Genomic DNA, 21733 nt, shown 5'->3' on the forward strand with positions numbered 1-21733 from the left:
AATATTTTATACCTACTTATGCAAACGATGGTAGCAGATATAGTATTTCTTTACCTTTTTGGAGAGCAATGAGATATTCAACATATCCGATGCTTCGGCTATATTTTTGATAGTGCCGTCCTTATAAATGATATCAATACTGTCATCTGCCGGTTCGTACATATTCTTTTCGATGCTGGGGGTAGAAACAAAATAGTTCGCTTCGGAAAGTGAGATGTCTAGTTGCTGGCTTATTTGCAAAGTTAATTCTTTTTTTCGTTCTTCGCTAATGGGGTCAGGAGAAATTTCAACTTTGAAAATATTGCGGTTGATCATTCCAAGGCTAAGTGTGGAGAGCACTTTATCTGGATGATTACTCCATACTTTAAGAGAGGTCCAGATGTCATTGTCGTCCAACTGGATAAAATTCTCCAGACATTCAGGATCATTACGAAATGTATCGGGACTGATATTGTTGTACAAAAAGAAATGAAACGCTGGTGAGGCGAATAACTCTACTCCCTGGCTGGCAAGTTCCTTAGCACGCAATAAGGTACTGATAAGCATCCGCTCATAGGCAACTGAGGTTTTATGCAGATATACTTGCCAGTACATCAAACGACGGGCTGTAAGAAAGTTTTCGATCGAGTAGATGCCTTTGGATTCAACAACGAGGTGGTCATCGGCCACATCAAGCATCTTGATGATACGGGCTGAACCGATATTCCCTTCTGTGACGCCGGTATAGAAACTGTCACGACGCAGATAGTCCAGACGGTCCATATCGAGTTGTCCACTGACAAGTTGGTGAAGGAAACGTTTGGGATATTCGTCTTTGAATATCTGGATGGCAAGGCTGAGTTGTCCGTTCATTTCCTTGTTCATGCGTTCCATAAGCATGAGGGAAATCTCTTCGTGAGACACATCCTTCACGATGGTGTCTTCGAGTACATGTGAGAAAGGACCATGACCGATATCGTGTAACAGGATAGCTGCTTGTACAGCTTCCGCTTCACTGTCAAAGATAAAGTTTCCTTTAGAAGCAAGCTGCATGATAGCTTCGCTCATCAGATGGAAAGCACCTAATGAATGTTGGAAGCGAGTATGCTGTGCTCCGGGATATACCACGGACGACAAACCTACCTGTTTAATACGGGTTAAACGTTGTAAAAGGGGATGCCGTACGATATCGTACAGAAGCCCCTTCGGTATGTTGATAAATCCAAATACAGGATCGTTTATTATCTTTCTTTCGTAAGTCATAAGGGAGTGATCACTCTTTTCAGCTCTTTTTCCATTTGCATTTGTACTTCCTGTGCTGCTTTTCTTGCGGCTTCTGCAAATTTTTCTGTTTTATCTACATAGATAATACCACGGGAAGAATTTACGATTAGCCCGCAGCTACTGTTCATACCATATTTACATACTTCTTCGAGTGAACCGCCTTGTGCTCCTACGCCTGGTACAAGCAGGAAGTGGTTGGGAACGATTTTGCGAATGTCTTCAAAAGCACGTCCTTGAGTAGCACCTACTACATACATCATTTGTTCGTCATTGGCCCATTCTTGTGATTTACGCAGCACTTTTTCGAAGAGACGCTCACCATTGGGATCTTCTGTCAGCTGAAAGTCATGTGAACCCTTGTTACTGGTAAGAGCGAGAAGGATTACCCATTTGCCTTCGTAAGTGAGAAATGGTGTTACGCTATCTTCACCCATATATGGGGCTACTGTGACAGAGTCTATGTTCAGTTCTTCAAAAAATGTACGGGCATACATAGCAGATGTATTACCGATATCACCACGTTTTGCATCTGCAATGATGAATTGGTCCGGATAATTTTCTTTGATGTATTTTACTGTTTTCTCAAAGGCAATCCAACCTTTTACACCCATGCTCTCATAGAAAGCTAAATTGGGTTTGTAAGCAATACACAGGTCGGCAGTTGCGTCAATTATTGCTTTATTAAAAGCGAAGATAGGATCTTCTTCTTTGAGAAGATGTTCAGGTATTTTCTTGATATCTGTGTCGAGACCAACGCAGAGGAATGATTTCTTACGTTTAATGTTCTCAAATAATTCTAATTTGTTCATTTTGAAATGGGGATTAAGGGTTAATGATTAGTGAGTAGTGATTAGTGCTATGCAGTGTAATAGCGCAGCCACTTATCACTACTCACTAATCGCTACTCACTATTTGCTAAAGTTCGCTTTCTTTAAGTCGTTCTGTATTCTCTGCTACCGTCAATTTATCGATGCACTCCTGGATATCTCCGTCCATGAAAGCAGCCAGATTATAGATGGTATAGTTGATACGGTGATCGGTAATGCGGCCTTGCGGATAGTTGTAAGTACGGATTTTGGCAGAACGGTCACCTGTAGAAACCATTGTCTTACGTTTGGAGGCAATGTCGTCAACATACTTTTGGTGCTCTTTATCATAGATAAATGTGCGCAGACGGGCAAGGGCACGTTCTTTGTTTTTGGGTTGGTCACGGGTTTCAGTACATTCAATAAGTATCTCTTCGGCCACGCCTGTATTTGGATTTTTCCAGATATAACGCAAGCGAACACCGGATTCGACCTTATTTACATTCTGACCACCGGCACCACCGGAACGGAAAGTGTCCCATTTAATTTCTCCTTCGTTGATAACAACATCAAACTCTTCGGCTTCGGGAAGTACAGCTACAGAAGCAGCAGAGGTATGTACACGTCCTTGTGTTTCGGTAGCAGGTACACGTTGTACCCGATGTACACCGGACTCGTATTTCATAGTTCCGTATACATTATCTCCCGTAATGCTACAAATAATTTCTTTATATCCACCTGCAGCTCCTTCATTGGCACTGGATACTTCTAATTTCCAACCCTTAGTTTCACAGAACTTGGCATACATACGGAAAAGATCACCTGCGAAAATTGCAGCTTCATCACCACCCGTACCGCCACGAATCTCAAGAATGGCATTCTTACTGTCTTGCGGATCGGCAGGTACAAGCAATAGTTTGATTTCCTCCTCCAATTCGGGCAGACGCTCCTGACTCTTATCCAGCTCTTCTTTAGCCATTTCACGCATTTCAGCATCCGATTCATTAGAAAGTATATCTTTGGCTTCGTCGATATTGGCCAGGGTCTGTATATATTCCTTGCGGGCCTTCATCAGGTCGTCAAGTTCTTTATATTCTTTGGTTAGTTTTACATAACGCTTCTGATCGGCAATCACTGCCGGGTCGGTGATGAGGGTAGATACTTCCTCAAAACGGGCTACGAGGCCGTCTAGTTTCTCTAATATGTTATTGTTATCTATCATAAGAATAGGGAATAATGTGCTAATTCAATAATGTGCTAATATGCCAATTGGCTGCGTTATAACGATATACTGCGGATGGATACATTGAATACCATTATTAATTGGCACATTACTTAATTGGCACATTATTTAATATCTGAATTCTCCGAATTCACTCTTTATTATCAATTCTTTTTTATCACTCTCTTCAATACGTCCTACAATCTGTGCCGGGATACCGAACGATTCGCTGATGGCAATCACCTCTGCGGCATGTTCGGAAGAGATATATACTTCAAGGCGATGACCCATGTTGAATACTTTATACATCTCTGCCCAGTCTGTTCCGCTTTGTTCCTGGATAGTCTTAAACAGGGGAGGAACAGGGAATAGATTGTCTTTTATTACACGTACCTGATCAACAAAGTGCAGCACTTTGGTTTGTGCACCACCCGAACAATGTACCATACCATGGATATCGGGACGTAAAGCATCCAACAACTTTTTCACAACCGGAGCATATGTGCGGGTGGGAGAAAGAACTAACTTTCCGGCATTAACAGGAGAACCTGCCACTTCGTCTGTCAGCTTCAGTCCACCTGAATAAACAAGCTCTTCGGGAACACCTGCATCATAACTCTCAGGATATTTTTCTGCCAGGTATTTGGAGAACACATCATGGCGGGCACTGGTCAATCCATTGCTACCCATACCCCCGTTATATTCTTTTTCGTAAGTAGCCTGTCCGTAAGAGGCGAGGCCTACAATTACATCACCCGGACGGATATTGGCATTATCAATAACATCGGAACGTTTCATGCGGCAGGTGACAGTACTGTCTACAATGATAGTACGTACAAGATCACCCACATCGGCGGTTTCACCACCTGTTGCATATACACCTACCCCCATTTCACGGAGCTCGGCAAGTAACTCATCTGTACCGTTGATGATTGCAGAAATAACTTCTCCGGGAATGAGAAGTTTATTACGTCCGATGGTAGATGATACGAGAATATTATCAACAGCTCCTACACAAAGTAGGTCGTCGATATTCATAATCAGTGCGTCCTGTGCAATGCCTTTCCATACGGAGAGATCACCTGTCTCTTTCCAGTACATATAAGCCAGAGAAGATTTCGTTCCGGCACCGTCGGCATGCATAATGTTACAATACTCCGGGTCTCCTCCCAGGATATCAGGAATAATTTTACAGAATGCCTGAGGAAAGATACCTTTGTCAATGTTTTTGATGGCATTGTGCACATCTTCTTTTGATGCGCTAACGCCCCGCATCATGTATCGTTGATTACTCATGAGTTATAGGATTTTGTATACGGCGGCAAAAGTACGGCTTTTTTTTTGTACGGACAAGTTAATAAGTTAACAAGTTGACCAGTTAATCAGTTAACCGGAACACAAGTCATATTTAACAGGTCGTTTTTGGGGTGTTAGCAGGTAGAAATAAGAGATTACAATAAAACGCAGATTAACGCTGATTCTCGCAAAAAGATAAACTTTCAATCTGCGATAATTGGCGTTAATCTGCGTTTTAATCGAATTGCTGTCTGACTTAATAAAGCTACTCTATAGCTTCCCGTTCTTTCAGCAACTAACTCTTTTTAATTCAAAATTTCACTTCCGGAGCTGCTTCAGTACCTTCGGCTGCTTCAAAATAAACATGTTTATCGAAACCAAACATACCTGCAAACAAGCTTTTTGGGAAACGGCGGATAGCTGTATTATATGCCTGTGCTGCATTGTTGAAATTAGTACGTGCTACATTGATGCGATTTTCAGTGCCTTCCAGTTGGGCCTGAAGTTCAAGAAAGTTTTGATTGGCTTTCAAATCAGGATAGTTTTCTGTAATAGCAAGTAATTTGCCTAATGCTGAAGTTACTGCTCCCTGTGCTTTCTGATATGCTGCTAATTTTTCGGGAGTAAGATCACTTGCATTGACCTGCATCTGAGTAGCTTTACTACGTGCTTCTACTACACCTTCAAGTGTTTCTTTCTCGTGCGAAGCGTATCCTTTTACAGTGTTTACCAGGTTGGGGATGAGGTCGGCACGGCGTTGATACTGTGTTTCTACATTTGCCCACTGGCTATTTACGTTCTCGTCCATTGTAACCAATCCGTTGTACATACTGACAGCCCATATAACGATAACTGCCACTACTGCAATGATAATGATAATTGATTTCTTCATTTTTTTCTTTGTTATTATTGTATTTTCATTTTTTATTTCTATCTCTTGCTCTCTATAGGGGAACACAAAGTATTAAAAACGTGAGCCGGCTCCGCCGCCGCCACCCATTCCACCACCGAAGCTGCCTCCACTGAAACCGCCTCCACCGCCACTGAAACTACCGCCTCCGAAACCGCCGATGAACGGACCTCCGCCACCTCTGCCTCCTCCGTGATAGTCATTGTCGTATGACTGCTGACGGCGTACCACTGTGTACCCGCAGTTACGGCAGGTATATATTACATCTTCTACTTTTACTCCATTGCGTCTGGATATCAGTGTACTGCCTGTACGTTGTAATTTATGTTTCCCGCACTGAGGACAACGGGTACTTGCTCTTATGGCCAGTATACTGATGACGGATGCTACTCCGATGAAACCTATGATTGCCAATAGGATTGCCAGTCCGGAAATCTCATTTTCGTCGGAGGTATTCTCATTTTCCATTGAACCATCAAGGCGTTGGCACACAGCGCGTACACCATTCACCATCCCTTCGTTCCAGTTCTCTACTTTCAGATAAGGAATCATTGATTTCGTTTGTATTCGTTTGCAGATTGCATCCGGCAAATCGCCTTCCAGCCCATAACCAGTATAGAATTGTATGCAACGTTGGTCGGTCACTAAGAGAATAACCAATCCGTTATTCTTTTCTTTTTTCCCGACTCCCCATTTATTGAGTAGTTGGTGAGCGAACTCAAAACAATCTTCCGAACCGATGGAAGGTACTACGGCAACTACCGTCTCTATACCTGTCGTTTCTTCCAGATTGTAAAGCATACGATCAATACTGTCACATGCGGCTTGTGACAAGATACCGGCAGGATTGCATACATATTGAAATTTATTCTGTAAATGTACTTTGGGGATGTTGTCTACTGTGTATATCTTTTCTTGTGCTTGCAAGGGCAGATAGAACAGCGTAAGAAGTATAAAAGTGAGTATTTGCTTCATAATGGTCTTTATTATTGCCACAAATATAGCTACTATTCTCTTTTATTCGATATATTTGTCAACGAAGTTTTTTACCCGGTTCGTGTATTCTGTTTTGTTCTCTTTATAAGAGACAGCATGTGTAGCTCCCGGGACGATCCAAAGCTCTTTTGGATCCGCTTTTGCTTCATAAAGAGGATAAACCATCCATGTGGGTACATAAGTATCTTTATCACCGTGTATAAAGAACATGGGAAGTTCTGCTTTTTCTACTTGTTTCAGTGAAGATGCTTCTTTAAAGTTCCATCCGTATTTTTGTTCGCAAAGCCAGCTTGTAGTGTACATCAAAGGGAATTTGGGCAGGTGGAATGATGATTTCAATTCGTGTGAAAATTCATCCCATACGCTGGTATAGCCACAATCCTCGACAAAGCATCGTACGAACTCCGGTTGTTCTTCTCCGGCCACCATCATAGTGGTGGCACCACCCATTGAAATGCCATGAACTACCATTTGTGTACTATCGCCATAAATATGATTAGCTACGTGCATCCATTGCATTACATCGAGCCGGTCTTTCCAGCCCATCTGTATGGCAGGACCACTGCTCTCGCCCTGATGTTGTAAGTCCGGCAGAAGAGTGTTAAATTGCAGGTCATGATTATACAGATAACCAATCATAAACATACGTATGGCATTATCGGTATAGCCATGTACAATAACAGCTGTTTTCTTTGTTGGTTTGGGAGCTGCAATATAATATGCATGTAACCGTATCCCTTCGGGATTTAGGATGAATGTATCTCTCAGGGCATTTACCTTGTTAAGACTGTCCACCCAGGGGCGCAGGAAGGGGTAGTTAGAGTACATGTACTCGTATGAATCGGCATCTTTGGCGCGTATCTTTGCATTGGGGGTTAATGAGAAGTTAAGCATATAATAACTTCCACCGACAGTACAACCAGTAAGCACCAGCAAAAAAATAATTGCACCTATTATCCAGTTCTTTTTTGTTTCCTTCCTCATATAATAATTACTTATGCCATATCTCCCAGGCTGCAAATGCTTGCAGAAGGAGCATTTCTAATCCGTTTTTTGTAATAGCGCCCCGCTCTTCTCCTTTTTTCATGAAAAGCGTAACGTTTGGATTATATAACAAATCGTAGAGTAAATGGTTTGGTGTGAGATATTCGTAAGGAATGTTGGGACAAAAATCAACTTTGGGATACATGCCTACAGGAGTACAGTTAACGATAACTGTATATTCGGCCATAACTTCAGGGGTTAGCTCTTCATAAGTCAACATACCCGGTTTGTGTGTACGCGAAACGAATACACTTTCAATACCCAGATTTTTTAGTCCGTGAAATACAGCTTTGGATGCACCACCTGTACCCAGAAGCAAAGCTTTCTTGTGTGAAGGAAGTAATAACGGTTGTATAGACTGTGTAAAACCAATAATATCGGAGTTATAGCCAACCAACTTAACTTTACCTTTGGGCTGGCGGATTATTTTGATAACGTTTACTGCACCGATTTTGGCAGTGTCCGGATCCAAAGAATCCAGAAACGGAATCACTTGTTCTTTGTAGGGAATTGTTACGTTTAATCCTGATAGATTAGGGTTTTCTTCAATGACTTCCATGAAGTCATTAATACTGGGGATTTCGAAATTCACATACTCAGCATCAACCCCTTCTGAGCGGAACTTTTCGTTGAAATATCCGATAGAGAACGAATGTTTCAACGGATAACCAATTAAACCGTACTTTTGCATAGAATTAATAATTATTTAATATGCCAATGTGTCAATTACTGTGTGCCACATCTTTTTTTGTTATTTGTAGTAGCGCATTGGTATATTATTTGGTTGCTGTATAAAGTGTACAGATGCCGAATGTCAGTCGCCGAAACTGTACCTGACTAAATCCTGCTTTCGATATAATGTCCGTCATGATTTCGCCTTGCGGGAAAACTTTGATGGTTTGTGGCAGGTAGTGGTAAGCACTGTTGTCTTTAGAAAATAATTTGCCTAAAACAGGGATGACAATTTTGGAGTAAATAGCAAATAGTTGTTTCATTGGGAAACGGTCAGGGGTTGTTAACTCCAGTATCACCAAGTGTCCTCCGGGAGTGAGTACACGGCACATTTCGGAAAGTCCTTTATCCAGATCCTCAAAATTACGAATGCCAAAGGCTACAGTGATAGCGTCAAAACTGTTATCAGCGAACGAGAGGGAGGTACAGTCTTCACGGGCAAAAGATATTTTATCTGCGAGACCTTCCTTTTTTACCTTTTCACGCCCCACATTCATCATACCTTCAGAGATATCCGTTCCGATAAGCTGCCTGGGCTGGAGCATACGGCAGGAGAGGATAGCAAAGTCACCAGTACCGGTAGCTACATCCATGATACGCTGCGGGTGGAAAGGACGTAACCAGTTGATCGCTTTACGTCGCCAGCTTTTGTCGATGCCCAGTGAGAGGGTATGATTAAGCATGTCATACGCAGGAGCGATGTTGTCGAACATTTGTTCTACCTGTTCACTTTTTTTGCCATCTGTGGCGTAAGGCTTGATTTGTTCCTGGGGGTAATTCATATTTAATTGAAAATTGAAAGTTAAAAATTGAAAGTTGAAAGTTGAGAATTGGAAGTTGCTATGCAGTATAATAGCGCAGCTAATTTTCAACTTTCAACTTTCGATTTTCAACTATTTTAAGAACGTAGAAACATTCTTAAATATACGTTCTGTTATATTGCTCGTATCTTCCTTAACAAATTTTTCTCCGGTGATGTTTTCGAAAAGTTCGATATAGCGGTCACTAATGCTTTGTACGATTTCCGGTGTCATTTCCGGTACTTTTTGTCCGTCTTTACCCTGGAATCCGTTCTCCATTAACCATTCGCGTACGAATTCTTTAGAGAGTTGTTTTTGTGCTTCACCTTTTTCAAAACGCTCCTGGTAACCTTCTGAGTAGAAATAACGGCTTGAATCGGGAGTGTGGATTTCATCCATCAGGTAGATAGTACCGTTGTGTTTACCAAATTCATACTTCGTATCAACGAGTATTAACCCACGTTCAGCTGCGATTTCTGTTCCGCGTTTGAAGAGTGCCAGTGTATATTTTTCAAGGATTTCGTATTCTTCAGGGGTAGCCAGACCTTGTTTCAGGATTTCTTCTTTGGAGATATCCTCGTCGTGCAATCCCATTTCTGCTTTGGTAGTAGGAGTTACGATTGGTTCCGGGAATTTTTCATTTTCGCGCATTCCATCCGGAAGTTTTACTCCACAGATTTCGCGTACACCACTTTTGTAAGTACGCCATGCACTACCACAAAGATAACCACGTACAATCATTTCAACAGGAAAACCTTCGCAAAGTACACCTACCGTAACCATTGGGTCAGGAGTAGCAAGTTTCCAGTTCGGGCAGATGTCAGTTGTTGCATCAAGGAATTTGGCAGCAATCTGGTTCAGCATTTGCCCTTTGTAAGGAATACCTTCAGGCAGCACTACATCAAAGGCCGAAATACGGTCGGTAGCTACCATCACAAGTTTTTCACCGTTGATGTTATAAACATCACGTACTTTTCCGTGATACACGCTTTTCTGTCCCGGAAAGTTGAATTCAGTTTTAGTTAATGCTTTCATCTTATCTAATTTACAATTTATTCCCTACGGTCATGACCATCATTTTATTATAACTATAGGTATGTTGACGATTCACTATTTACGACTGGAGTCAGACTAATTTACGAGAGGATTTTGGTATCGGGCTCGGGCTTATTTTTTTTAGCTTTGGGCTTGTTACCGGTTACCTCTGCATTCTCGCTTGTGGCTCTTAGTTCTTCTCTTGCCGCCTTTTTTTCTTTGTCAAACCTTTCATAGGCATCTACAATACGCTCTACTAATTTATGGCGTACGATATCTTTTTTGTTTAGTTCGACAAAACTGATCCCTTTAACCCCTTTCAATATACGGAGTGCCTGTACTAAACCCGATGTTTGTGAAGTGGGGAGGTCGATCTGTGTCATATCTCCGGTCACAATCATCTTGGTGTTCATGCCCATACGGGTAAGAAACATTTTTATCTGTTGAGTAGTCGTATTTTGCGCTTCGTCCAGAATCACGACGGCATCATTCAGTGTACGTCCGCGCATGAAGGCGAGCGGAGCGATCTGGATGATATTAAGTTCCATATATTCTTTTAGCTTTGCGGCAGGAATCATATCTTGCAAGGCATCATAAAGAGGTTGCAAATACGGATCTATCTTCTCCTTCATATCACCTGGAAGAAAACCTAATTTTTCACCGGCTTCTACGGCAGGGCGGCTGAGGATTATTTTTTTGATTTCTTTATTTTTAAGTGCACGAACGGCGAGCGCTATCGCTGTGTAAGTTTTTCCCGACCCAGCGGGACCGATGGCAAACACCATGTCGTTTTTAGCAAACCCCTGTACTAATTTCAGTTGGTTTTCACTGCGGGGGATAATAGGTTTTCCGGTTACACTGAATACAATCACATTTCCCGTCTGTTCAGCCTGCGGAGCGTTTCCTTTGATAATGTCGATAATAACTTCTTCTTTCAATGAGTTATATTCGGCACAATATTTCTCAAGTTTGATGATATTTTCTTCGAAGGCACACATTTCTTCCTCGTCGCCCAGAACTTTAATAACATTGCCGCGGGCAACAATGCGTAGCTTTGGATATAAAGCTTTAATTAACTGTATGTTGGCGTTGTTTACACCGTAAAAAATAACCGGATCAATATCCTCAAGAACAATCAGTTTTTCTATCATTGAGCTGTATTAAAGAAAAATATCCGCAAATTTAGTGAAAAGGTTTGGATACTTTAGATGTTCTGGCAGAATAAATTTACAACGTATGGTTACGAGTGCTTCCCACACGGGGAGGTTCGGCAGGCGATATTTGATTAAAACACAGATGAACGCAAATTTTCGCAAAGGTAGAGACTTTAGAGATAGAATAACACCTTTTTTAATCTGCGTCAATTCGCATTAATCTGCATTTCATCAGATAAATAGAACTCTGTGTACTCTGTGGTGAGCCTTGCTCATTATCTTGTTGTGATATGGAAGCAACCTTGCTTCAGCTCATATTTTATATAGCATTTATCTTCTTTTCTCAGGTCGCGCAAAACTTCCGACAATACAAGTTTCAATGTGTCTGCATTGACATCTTGTAAAGGTCGTCCGTCTTCGTCTTCGATTTTTTTGAAGCGTTTCCAGCTCACATCGAATGTTGTTCCATAGAAATGGGCCGAGTTTTTTGATGCGTTGATATTTCTGCGTCTCAAACGTTTTACATCATCTTCTGTGCGGAGAACAGAAGTAATGACTATTTGATTTGGGTTTAATCCTTTTGCAGTGAGTGAATCAAGAAAATTGCTTCCTATCGTGTTAAGTAAGTCACTGGCGCGTGGTACCAGGAAAGGAATGGAATGTGTAAGTGAATCAACGGTATAGCAGTCATTGCTTTTGATATGTACCAGCTTTTCCTTCATTCGTTCAGCTTCTTCTCGTGAAGTTAACGGGCGAATTCCTAAACTTTGTGCTGCTTTAAGGTGAATATCGTTCAGATCGCCAAATGAACGTTTATAACTGATGACCCCTTTTATATTTCGTGGCTCGTTTAGTTTGAGCGATTTGTCTTTTTCCTTGCATCCGGCAAGACTTATGAGAGTTATAAATAAGAATAAATAGACTGGATAATGATGAAAACGCATGATAAATTCTATTTCTAATTTAATAATGTGCCAATATGTCAATATGCCAATATGCCAATGTGCCAATATGCCAATGTGCTAATATGCCAATAGCCAATTAAGCTGTACATACATTGCGCAGCCAATTGGCACATTGGCACATTAATTATATTGGCACATTACTTTTTCTTTTCTTCTTCTTTGCTATCCGGGTTTATAATTCCCTTCATAGTTTCTCCAATCGGTAGTTTATCGAGAACTCCCAGACTTGGTGCTACCGTTTTCACCAGCGAACTAAGGAAATTGCCTGTACTACCGTTTCCTCCGTCGAATACTGTGATATTTCCTAGATTCATATGTTCAAATGCTTTTACCTGTTCACCGGCAATTTCTTTCCACTGGTCTACCATCTTATATTGGATGGCGATAGCCGGGTTAGATTCTGCTGCACGCACCATGGCTTCGAAACCTTCTGCTTCTGCCAGCAACGAACGTTTTTTACCTTCCGCTTCTGCCTCCAGCTTCATCTGAATGGCTTTTGCTTCTGCTTCTGCTTGTGCTAATGTAGCTTTAGCGCGAGCCTCTGCTTCGCGGGTTATTTTTTCTGCCACAGCTTCTGCTTGCAGGATAGCTTCTTGTCGGGCTACTTCTGCCGGTACTATTTTTTCAGCTTTCAATGATGATTCCACCTTTTTAGCTTTGGCTTCTTCCACTTCTTTCTGTGCAGTCTCACGGGCTGTTTGCACGGCAGCTTCTGATCTTGCAGCAGCTTCTCCGGCTTCTCTATCAGCATTAGCTTGTGTTACAGCCAGTTCTGCGTCTGATTTGGCAACTTCTTTTTGTGCTTCATTTCGCCCGATAGCTGCTTTTTTGGCAGCTTCTGCCTGTTTAATTTCCATGTCAGAATTTAATTCTGCCACGCGACTTTCCTTTTCCGTATTTGCCTGTTCGATACGTATGTTCTTATCTGCTTCCGCTTTTGCCACCTGTGCCTCTTTTTCGGCATTGGCTATTGCTACTTGTGAGATACGGTCTTTGTCTGCATTAGCAACTGAAATTTCCTGTAGTTTCTTTGTTTCGGCAATGGCGATGTCCTGGTCTTTACGGGTTTCGGCAACTTTTGTTTCGCGTTCTTTTATCTGAGTTGCAATTTTGATAGCACCCAGTTTTTCCTGCTCTTCGATGTTTGCTTGTGCTTCGTTCAATGCCTTACTTTCAGCTTCTTTACCCAGATTGACAATGTAGTTGGCTGCATCACGAATATCACTGATATTGATATTCATCAGATATAAACCGAATTTACGCAGTTCAGTATCAATGTTATCTTTTACTTTTGACAAGAATTTGTCACGGTCAGAGTTCAGTTCTTCAATTGTCATGTCGGCAATAACCAGACGCATCTGTCCGTATACCACATCTGTAATCAAGTTCTGTTTATCATCCATTGTAAGGCCCAGCATACGCTCTGCTGCATTCTGCATTACTTCGTGATCAGTACTGATAGCTACAGTAATAGTGGTTGGTACATCTACACGGATATTTTGTGCTGATAGTGCTCCTGTTAGTTTGCAGTCTATCTGCATTGGCTTCATTGACAGGAATTCATATCCTTGCAAGATAGGCCATACGAAGGCAGCACCACCATGATAGAGTTTTGCCGATCTTTTGTCTTTACCCGTTTTTCCGTAAACTACGAGTACTTCGTCACTTTTACATTTACGGTAGCGGGAAAGGATTCCGATAAACGTAAGTAGGATAACTGCCACCAGAATAGCAGCCATAATCATCATTTCCTGAGTCATGTTATTTGAGTTTTTAAGTTATTTGAGTTTCTGAGTTATTGAGATTTTCACTGTCCACTGTCCATTGTCCACTGTCAACTGTCCATTGTCAACTAATATAAAGTGTTCCTTCTTTATAAGAAGCAATGACAACTTTATCTCCTGTTTGGTAGTTTTTTGTTGATTCAGATATAACATCTACCTCTCTCATAGCACCATCACGGTTCACCTGTACTGTATACTTTCCTTCACCCCGGCTGAAGTAGATAGTACATTCCCGCCCTACAAGCTGTTCCGTTTTTTCTGAGTGATTGTCTTGCTGTAACTGATAGGCTTTTTTATAGAGATACCACACAGCAAATACGAATAGCAATCCGACGAGTATACCAATAATATATGCCGTAGCATCCGTACTTTTTTGCAGATACATATACCATCCGAATCCGATACCAAAATGGGTCAATCCTTTAAAAGAGACTACACTGCCTATGTCTGTGTCAATATCTGCGTCAGCATCAAAATCACCGAAAAAGATGGATAAGATAAACTGAATGGCGAAAATACCTGTCGTGACAAGTGCGATGATTAGAAAAATATTACTACTCATGGCGTTCAATATATTTAATGTATTATGTATCGTTGCCTCAAAGATAAATAAATTGATCTGAATTATAGTAATCAAAAATGAAAATGATATTTTTTTTTATTTATCTTTGTTCCATTGTACCGCAAACAAAATAAAGGCACGTACTATTTTATGAAGAAGGAATCTTTATTAGCGTTCTTATTAGGGAGTATTATCACTTGTTTGTTGAATGCAACTCCCGTTTCCAATGATGCAGAATTGTATCACCTTTATGCTCTTGCCAGTAAAAATCTGAATTATAGTAGTTCTGTTCCGGATGAATGTATTATTGAACTTTGTACAAAAGTAGAAAAACGAACTCGTGATGCCGGAGATTACGACAATATGTTCCGTGTTCAATTGATAGAAGTCAATGCCAATTGTTTAAGAGGAACAGTTGGTTTGGCTGTGAGTAAGGCTCAGCAGATGTATAAGTTGGCCCGTGATTTAAATTCCGATTTGGGAAAAGCATTAGCCATACAAGCTATGGGCATTACTTTTATGCATTCCAATGAAAGTAAACAGGCTTATACAGCTTTCTTGGAGGCTGAAGAAAAGTTGCAGGATTTGAATGATGATGATTTAAAAATCCGTTTATTAATACAGCAGATGCATGTCTGTACTCTTTTGGAAAAAATGGAGGAGTTACAGCATTATCTGATTGAGGCCGGCAAATTGCTCGACAAAGTTGATTTGCAAAATAAGGGTGATTATATATTTTATCTTAAATGTTATCAGGCTTTTTATAATCTTGGCATAAAAAATCTGGAACAATCCCGTTTGAGCTTGAAGCAAGTAGAAGAGTTGAGGTTGGCCGACGTAGCTTTTGATCGGTGGTATTATAATATTGCTTCTCGTTTTTATGAATTATCAGGAGAGTATGCAGAGGCTCTCACATACTGTGATTCTATTGTAACAGTGGTGTTGAAAAACGGGAATATGAATGAATATAAATATGTACTTATTGACAAGGCTGTTCTGTTGGAGAAATTAGGAGCAAGAAAAGAGGCCTGTAATATGTATGATAGAGCATTCAATTTGTCTGATTCATTGAATATGGTATATTATTCACAGCAAATAGATTCTTTGCATGTTGCCTATTGGGTTGACCAGATGGAATTAGAAAATGCAGCCATGCATAATAAGATGCTGACCTGGATTCTTTTATTTTCATTTGTTATTTTAATAGTTGCTGTTTTACTTGTTTACATATCCCTTAAAAAGAACAAACGACTGGAACTGTCACGGGAGAAGTTAGAGAAAACCCGGCAGGAGACAGCATATTCTATTCAATCCAAGAATCTTTTTCTTTCGAATATGAGTCACGAACTGCGTACCCCTCTGAACGCTATTGTAGGGTTTGCTAATTTGCTTGCTTCTGAGAGTATATTAGATAATGAAACCCGCCAACAATGTGGTGATCTGATTAAACAAAATTCCGAATTGTTATTGAAGTTATTCCATGATGTGGCGGACTTATCAGCATTAAAGGAAGATAATATTCGTTTTACGTTTGAACATTGCGACGTATTGGTTCTGTGTGCAAATGTGATTGATACAGTGGAAAAAGTGAAGCGTACTTCAGCTGCCATTAGTTTCGAGACTTCTTTGGATAGTTTGGATGTTTATACAGATTCCGGACGTTTACAACAAGTACTTATTAACCTTCTTATTAATGCTACTAAATTTACGCAGGAAGGTCGGATCGTGTTGAAGCTTGATAAAGATGAAGAACGTCGGGAAGCCATATTTACTATTGAAGATACAGGGTGTGGTATTCCATTGGAAAAACAACCACATATATTTGAACGTTTCGAAAAATTGCACGAAGGTGTACAGGGTGCTGGGTTGGGACTTTCTATTTGTCAGTTGATTATTGAAAATATAGGAGGAAAAATCTGGATTGATTCTTCGTATACCGATGGTACCCGCTTTGTTTTTACTCATCCTCTCAATAATGAACGCCAATAAGTATTCTAATATGAAAACAATGATTACTATTTTTTTAGTCTTGCTGTTTGCTGGCTTTTGTATAAAGTCATATGCTGAAAGCGGTTCCGAAAAAGAGAAAATGATATTACTTCACCAGTTGAGTAAAACTCAGGCTAATGATACCACCCGTCTTGAAATTCTGAATAAATTAACACGGACAGTCAGCAGTCCTTTGGTTGAATTGTATTATATCCACAGGCTTTTGGAGGAAGCAAAAGCTATGAAAAATGACCGGTATATTTGTAGGGCTTATCTTGCATTTATGTTTATGGATTACAATAATTATAATCCGGAAGGGGTCAATCGTTGGATGAAGATGATGGAGCCGATTGCCCGAAAAGCAAAACTGTATACAGAACTGTTTGAAGGGAAGCGTTGTGTAGTTGATATGTTAATGGTTACATCAGAGTATGAGTTGGAAGAAAAAGAAGCAAACAAGATGTTGCAGGAGGCAAAAAAACTGAATAATCCTGTTGGCATCACCCTTGCTTATCAATGCATGGCCAATATTTATCGTATAACATATAGAATTGAAGAAGCCGCTGATGTCTTAAAGAAAGCATATAAAGCAACTTTGAAAATTAATGAAGGATATGTTATTGAAATAAACAGATCTCTTATTGCTACATATGAAGAGTTGAATGATTTTCCTAATTGGATTAAATGGATTAAAATACAAGATAATTATCTGAATCAGATTATTCGTAAAGAACCAGGTGCTGAAGCGAGGCTGAGAGGTTGGTTGATGATGACTTATATCTCCTATTTATCTTATTACACAAAAGTAGACTTATCACAGGCGGAAAAATATTTGCATTTGGCCGAGAAATATAATATGGTTGGTTATGGAACCTTTGATTACTACTATTCTCAGGCTCGCTATGATTATTTTCAGGCATCCGGACAATTGGAAAAGGCTCTGGCAGAGTTAGAACCATTGCGGGAGATTTTTAAGAAATCTTCTCCAAGTATGTATAGTACTATGAATTTCAGAAAAGCATTGATGCTTAACCAGCTAAATCGTATAGATGAGGCTTTGGTTATTTATAAACAGGCTTTTATGATCCGTGATTCTATCAATATAGCTACACTCAATAAACAGACAGAGCAATTAAAGAAAGATTATAATGCTGATTTACTCTTACTTGAAAAAGAGAAAATCGAGCATACTACTCAACTGGTATTCCTTATTTTGACAGGTGTTGTTTTTATCATCCTCATTATTTTCATTATTCATACTTATTGCATCAGAAAGCATCTCCATAAATCAGAAAGGGAGATGCGGCGGATGGCAGAAGAAACAGAGCAAGCCAATGTTGCCAAAGAACTTTTTCTATCCACTATCAGCACGGCTATCAGCCGTCCGTTGAACGAAGTGGTGGATGGCTCTATGGCATTGGCTACTGATAATGTAATAGACATGGAGGAAAGGAAGAGAGTTTCCGAATTTATAGATAAGACTTCTACTAAATTGATGGAGCTGATTAACAATATCCTTGATCTCTCGAGACTTGAGGCCGGGATGATGAAATACAGAGAAGAAAATGTTGATCTTTTAATGATTATCCGTAGCTGGCTCGACACTCTGCCTGATAGTATCCGGGAACGTTTGACTGTTTCACTTCCTCAGGGTGTTGCCTTTCCGGTTTATATAGATGTTGTGCGTCTGCAGGAGATTTTCAATAATGCAGTTCTGACATCTCCCGGTAAACTTTCTTTGATTATTGAAACTATAAAAGATGGAAGTTATATGCGGACATGTGTCACAGGTTCTATACTTTCCTCCGGGCAGCAGCTACAGGAAATAAGCATTGCCAATGAGGTGAACCGGCTATTGGCAGAACATTTTGGTGGATGTTATGAAGTGAGTCTGGAAAATAATTCTGTTTGTTTGATTATCCCTCTGTTGCAGAAATAAAAAAATCCCCACCCACTTACCACTATCTTCTCAGACGGTATTGGTAAGTGGAGTGAGGAACACAAACAAAACAAACAATATATTCTTGTTAAAAAGGGATGTTATCTCTCTTTTATAATCTTATATTTCAGGACATTCAATCACTATTTCCGAGTCAGAACATAGAGTAACAGGACATTTTTCGATAAGTGTCGTTAGATCAACTTCTACCCGGTCGAGAATAATATCATATGTGCTATTGATGAATTGCCTGATCTTTACAAGTCCTTTAAGTATCCTCTTGACGAGTTGGGCCGAACGCTCATAGGCGTACCAGTGACCATTTTCTTCGTACACATACACTTGCTGTGTGTTTTCCGATTCACGTGTTAGAATATCAAGCATTTCCATAATATTGTATTTTTGATTAATCGTTGATAACACTTCCGTTTGCATTTACATCCACATCACGTACGCAACGTATGGTTCTATCATAATTTCCATCATTATCTAAGAATAAAAGAAGTCCATTAAGTCCAAAATGTCTGCTTTCGTCATATTTCCAATGGGTACGCGTAAATCCTCTATTATTGTTATTTATTACATTACTTGCATTCTGAAGAAACATAATCATAAACTCACGTTGATTGGGAGCTCTCCATTTATGGCCACCTTCTGTGAGATCTTTGCATTTACTTAAATGATTTACTCCTATATCAAATAATGTGTACCAATCAGTATTTCGCCCTCCAATAAAAGTACTTGCCATTTGGAAAGCTTTATAAGGTCTGTTGATGTCATCGAAATTATCATGGAAATCTAATTCCCCCGTTGTTTTACCAGTTCTTTTGTTTTGACTGGTCAATTGGTCCATAATGAAAACCTTATTTTGGGAATTGTATGTATAGGCCGGAGATACTACTTTACTTTTTGCATCTTCATTGGATAATCCTAAATTGCGGACACATCTTAATAATTTAGGGTAGTTTTTTGAACCATAGCTGCTTATTCCTCCAAATGAACATCCTTCTTCCGCCCATATCTTTTGTTTATTACTTGTGATATAGTGATTATTTCCATCATCATACGTCACACTACTAACAGATCTGTCATCAAATAGTGGTGATGGTAAACTTTTGGCTCCCAGAAACATGGATGCTAATTGATCTGTTGCTGGCAAATACCATTTCAATTCGTCCAGATCAATTCTGCCATCTCCGTTTTCATCTCTGTTTCTTGACAGACACTCGGCTATTGCAGCAACATCTTTCATTTTATAGGTATATTTGTAGTCATCAGATATGGAATAGTTCACAAAGTACTCCCAGGTCCTGTTTTTAGAACTTGTTGTTGTAAAGAAGTATTTGTTAGTATTCAAAAATCCGTTTCCACGATCACTGCTGTTACCATTCCCCCAATCGGGTGCTCCCGTTTCATTCACATGTTCCATTCCTAAAGCATTTCCATTGTTATTTAGTACTTCGGTACTGTAATACGTCTGGATAGATCTTTGCCTGAACATATGTGAAGCTTTAGAATAGCTACTTTCTTTATCAGCGCTATTTTTAGGGGACAAAAACAACATTAATTTACGATCATCCTGATTCACAAAATATCTCCATAAATGATTTTTATCAGGCCAGTTAGCTTTTGCCGGTGCTTCTGTATAATAGTACTCGTTAATGAAAATTGTGTAATAATACGTCTTTCCATCGTTTGGTTTACCTCGATCTTTCATATCATCTACCAATTGATACAAGTTAAAAGGACGATTCTTCTCTTCAGAGTTATATTGAGACAAAACTTTTTCTCCCGTCGTTCTCTGAAGTTGTATCCATTTATAATCGCCATTTTCTTGCGGAGTATTATCCAAAGCTCCGATTTTTCCTTTTACACTGTATACAGCATCCGCTGCGAAAGGCGACTGAATGATGAAGGACAGGTTTTCTACAACATCCTCATAAGTGAATCCTATATTGAAACAATTGTAATGTGCATCCAACGTATATACGCTGGTGGTAGCATCTACCACATCACCTTCAACTCCGGGACGGGCATTTGGATCATCTTCACCATCTTCTACTTCTACGATGATGCTTTCTACATCATTAATTGTGACGTTGTAGATGTATTTCTTGTTGCGTTCGCTTTTGAAGTTTGTGAATTCATCAGCACCTCCCCCTAAGTGGATAATATATCTTACATCGGCTGTTCTTATTCCATCTTCAGACTCTGTTTCAATATTCATCCTCGCTTTAATCTCTACATACGTGGCATTATTTTCTACGAACTTATATTCTCCGGTGTTAGTACCATCCGGATTCTTATATTCTTTTTCCCTGTCTTTGTAGGCAGTGAGAGTAGTATGATCTCTTGCTTCCATAATAGCCTCTTTCAGGTTCTCCTGCATGTAGAAGTTAAAAGCATAAAATTTACCTTCATTATTATAAGTTGCTTGTAATTCACTATCTTTATATTCTGAAGCTACATATTGCTTGCTTTGATCTATTAGGTATGAACTTATAGGCACATTGAATACCTGCCAGCTTTTAAGTTCAAAACTTTCTATTTTTTCTCCCAAATTAATATTAAACGTAATGTGTGAATCGGAACGACGTAAAAGTAATGTTCCACTTAGTGCCTTATTGGTGGTGGGTATGTTGCAAATACCTTCTTCTTTATCTGAAGTACTTGCACCTGTTGCCTGGAACTTACCGCTCATCAGTAAAGATGCAGAAGAACGAGCTATGTTACCATCATTATTCAGAGTTGTCGTTAAATCTTTTAAATCACTAACAGAATTAACTCTATCCAATTTACTTTTCAATTCGCCTTTTCTGTCCAATTCATTGTCGCCCACATTGGCTATGCCATAAATATAACTTTTTCCACTGGTGGTTTTTATTCCGGTTATTGTACCATTAGTTGGATTTTTTTGGTTACCGTTGGTATGTGTCAATGCATCTCCATCATAATAGTAACGGTTCTTAATATTTCCATTCGAATCAAAGATAAGCAGGTATAAATCATTTACCTGAAATTCGCCGGCATCACTTAAACGTGTATTGACCTTGTCAATATTGGATGTCTGGAAATTGAAATCAACTTCTACCGGTATCCCTTCTTCTACTTGATTTTCGTCCTGATAGGTTTCGTCTGTACAGGCTATACAGAAAAGAATTGCCAGTATAAGGCTGAATGTCTGTTTTGCGTATACAAATATATTGTTTTGCTTTTTCATGCGTAAATTCTCCTTT

Annotated in this window: 18 protein-coding genes; 2 read left to right on the forward strand and 16 right to left on the reverse strand. The window is 39.8% G+C overall.

All coding sequences use genetic code 11. The features are described from left to right. Positions 1–12 precede the first annotated feature (12 nt). The 14 genes from HCG69_RS06000 to HCG69_RS06065 all read right to left on the reverse strand — a co-directional run bounded on the left by HCG69_RS06000 (position 13) and on the right by HCG69_RS06065 (position 14569). Positions 13–1242 (reverse strand): HD domain-containing protein, encoded by a 1230-nt coding sequence (locus HCG69_RS06000; protein WP_221649293.1) that lies wholly within the window; start codon positions 1240–1242, stop codon positions 13–15. Continuing rightward, entirely contained in the window at positions 1239–2072 is an 834-nt protein-coding gene (gene pyrF / locus HCG69_RS06005) for an orotidine-5'-phosphate decarboxylase (protein ID WP_221649294.1), read from the reverse strand. The genes HCG69_RS06000 and pyrF overlap by 4 nt, the downstream gene beginning before the upstream one ends. 106 nt (positions 2073–2178) lie before the next feature. Beyond that, positions 2179–3291 (reverse strand): peptide chain release factor 1, encoded by a 1113-nt coding sequence (prfA, locus tag HCG69_RS06010; RefSeq protein WP_221649295.1) that lies wholly within the window; start codon positions 3289–3291, stop codon positions 2179–2181. 129 nt (positions 3292–3420) lie between these two features. Continuing rightward, entirely contained in the window at positions 3421–4587 is a 1167-nt protein-coding gene (locus tag HCG69_RS06015) for an AIR synthase-related protein (RefSeq protein ID WP_221649296.1), read from the reverse strand. 310 nt (positions 4588–4897) lie between these two features. Then, positions 4898–5479 carry a LemA family protein gene (locus tag HCG69_RS06020; RefSeq protein ID WP_221649297.1) on the reverse strand — a complete coding sequence of 194 codons (582 nt, stop codon included), beginning with the start codon at positions 5477–5479 and terminating at the stop codon, positions 4898–4900. Between the two features lie 72 nt (positions 5480–5551). Continuing rightward, positions 5552–6472 carry a YgcG family protein gene (locus tag HCG69_RS06025; protein WP_221649298.1) on the reverse strand — a complete coding sequence of 307 codons (921 nt, stop codon included), beginning with the start codon at positions 6470–6472 and terminating at the stop codon, positions 5552–5554. A gap of 42 nt (positions 6473–6514) precedes the next feature. Next, positions 6515–7477 (reverse strand): alpha/beta hydrolase, encoded by a 963-nt coding sequence (locus HCG69_RS06030; RefSeq protein WP_221649299.1) that lies wholly within the window; start codon positions 7475–7477, stop codon positions 6515–6517. Between the two features lie 7 nt (positions 7478–7484). Further along, positions 7485–8228: a shikimate dehydrogenase gene (locus tag HCG69_RS06035; RefSeq protein ID WP_002559399.1), complete on the reverse strand. Its 744-nt coding sequence runs from the start codon at positions 8226–8228 to the stop codon at positions 7485–7487. A gap of 85 nt (positions 8229–8313) precedes the next feature. Then, complete coding sequence (gene ubiE, locus HCG69_RS06040) at positions 8314–9051, reverse strand: bifunctional demethylmenaquinone methyltransferase/2-methoxy-6-polyprenyl-1,4-benzoquinol methylase UbiE (protein ID WP_221649300.1); 738 nt, start codon at positions 9049–9051, stop codon at positions 8314–8316. 111 nt (positions 9052–9162) lie between these two features. Then, entirely contained in the window at positions 9163–10104 is a 942-nt protein-coding gene (locus HCG69_RS06045) for a phosphoribosylaminoimidazolesuccinocarboxamide synthase (RefSeq protein WP_025866533.1), read from the reverse strand. A gap of 101 nt (positions 10105–10205) precedes the next feature. Beyond that, positions 10206–11255, reverse strand: coding sequence for a PhoH family protein (locus HCG69_RS06050; protein WP_221649301.1), 1050 nt, complete (start codon positions 11253–11255; stop codon positions 10206–10208). 278 nt (positions 11256–11533) lie between these two features. Beyond that, positions 11534–12202, reverse strand: coding sequence for a DUF5715 family protein (locus HCG69_RS06055; protein WP_221649302.1), 669 nt, complete (start codon positions 12200–12202; stop codon positions 11534–11536). Positions 12203–12360: 158 nt separating this feature from the next. After that, complete coding sequence (locus HCG69_RS06060; protein ID WP_221649303.1) at positions 12361–13983, reverse strand: flotillin family protein; 1623 nt, start codon at positions 13981–13983, stop codon at positions 12361–12363. Positions 13984–14071: 88 nt separating this feature from the next. Further along, the gene (locus HCG69_RS06065) at positions 14072–14569 is read right to left on the reverse strand and encodes a hypothetical protein (protein WP_221649304.1); all 498 of its coding nucleotides are present in this window, start codon (positions 14567–14569) and stop codon (positions 14072–14074) included. A gap of 150 nt (positions 14570–14719) precedes the next feature. Between HCG69_RS06065 and HCG69_RS06070 the strand changes: the two genes are divergently transcribed. Together HCG69_RS06070 and HCG69_RS06075 are read left to right on the forward strand one after the other, a co-directional pair. Beyond that, positions 14720–16558 carry a sensor histidine kinase KdpD gene (locus HCG69_RS06070; protein WP_221649305.1) on the forward strand — a complete coding sequence of 613 codons (1839 nt, stop codon included), beginning with the start codon at positions 14720–14722 and terminating at the stop codon, positions 16556–16558. 10 nt (positions 16559–16568) lie between these two features. Then, complete coding sequence (locus HCG69_RS06075) at positions 16569–18497, forward strand: sensor histidine kinase KdpD (protein WP_221649306.1); 1929 nt, start codon at positions 16569–16571, stop codon at positions 18495–18497. Positions 18498–18617: 120 nt separating this feature from the next. On the opposite strand, the gene HCG69_RS06080 is transcribed toward HCG69_RS06075, so the two are convergent. Both HCG69_RS06080 and HCG69_RS06085 read right to left on the reverse strand, forming a co-directional pair. Then, positions 18618–18887: a hypothetical protein gene (locus HCG69_RS06080; RefSeq protein ID WP_221649307.1), complete on the reverse strand. Its 270-nt coding sequence runs from the start codon at positions 18885–18887 to the stop codon at positions 18618–18620. Between the two features lie 16 nt (positions 18888–18903). Further along, complete coding sequence (locus HCG69_RS06085) at positions 18904–21717, reverse strand: fimbrial protein (protein ID WP_221649308.1); 2814 nt, start codon at positions 21715–21717, stop codon at positions 18904–18906. Positions 21718–21733 lie beyond the last annotated feature (16 nt).

This window comes from Bacteroides sp. K03 (genome assembly GCF_019734355.1).
Lineage (GTDB): Bacteria > Bacteroidota > Bacteroidia > Bacteroidales > Bacteroidaceae > Bacteroides > Bacteroides nordii.